1 protein-coding gene is annotated in these 1126 nt (G+C 61.9%); it reads left to right on the top strand.

Translation table 11 applies throughout. From position 1 onward, the window contains the following. The first annotated feature begins 48 nt into the window (after window positions 1-48). Window positions 49-1119, top strand: coding sequence for an IS30 family transposase (locus AC1D1F_RS24750; protein ID WP_477679349.1), 1071 nt, complete (start codon window positions 49-51; stop codon window positions 1117-1119). The last annotated feature ends 7 nt before the right edge of the window (window positions 1120-1126 follow it).

Raw genomic sequence — 1126 nt, 5'->3', positions numbered from 1 at the left:
GGCGGATTCAAGGACCAAGTGCAACACTTCCAATCCAAGAGGAGTTGCATGACAAGAACATATCGACAATTGAGTGCCGAAGAGCGAGGCACGGTAATGGGCATGAAGCTGCACAATTGCAGCATCCGCAAGATTGCCAGAGTGCTGGGGCGATCACCGAGCACGATCTCGCGCGAACTGCGCCGCAATGGCTGGCAAGACGAAGCCGAGCAGTGCGTGATGGGGCGCCCGCGCATCGCTGGCGGCTACGATGCGCATCGCGCCGGCAAGCGCGCCCGGTGCGTTCGGCGTGCCGCTTGGCCCGCTCGCAAGCTCGAGCGCAATGGCCCGTTATGGGCCGAGGTCAAGGCGCTGCTCGCGCTCAAGCTTTCGCCTGAGCAGATTGCTGCCAAACTCCGGGAACGTCATCCTGGGCAGACCCAATTGCAAGCTTCACACGAAACCATCTACACCGCGATCTATGCCATGCCCAAGGGTGACTTGCGCCGGGAGCTGACCGCACTGTTGCGCCAAGGGCGCGGTGCGCGCAGACCACCCAGCCCAGGCCAAAGTAGGCGTGGCTCGCTGCAGGACATGCTCAGCATCCATGTGCGGCCACCCGAGGCCAACGACCGCTTGGTGCCCGGCCACTGGGAAGGCGATCTGATTAAAGGCAAGAACAATGCCTCGGCCGTCGGCACCCTGGTGTGCCGCCATACGCTGTTTGCCATACTGGTCAAGCTCGACGGCAGCAAGGCCATCGACGTGCTCGAAGGGTTCAGGCAGGCGTTCGCACCGCTACCGCCGGAGATCCGCCAGACGCTGACCTACGACCAGGGCAAGGAGATGGCGCTGCACAAACAGCTGGCCGAGGACACGGGGCTGAAGATTTACTTCTGCGACCCCCACAGCCCGTGGCAGCGAGGCATCAACGAACACACCAATGGCCTGCTGCGCCAGTATCTGCCCAAGGGCACGGACCTGAGCGTGTACTCGCAGCACGAGCTTGATCTCATGGCCTGGGAGCTCAACATCAGGCCACGCAAGACCCTTGGCTGGAAAAGCCCTGCCGAGGTCTTCTTTAACAACAAGGCCATGCGAGACGCTGGCCTTATTCCGACTGTTGCACTTGGGGTTTGAATCCGCC

It is taken from the genome of Polaromonas sp. P1_H6 (assembly GCF_056405195.1).
The sequence above is the reverse complement of the archived record's forward strand: the minus strand, read 5'-3'. Positions and strand labels throughout refer to the sequence as shown.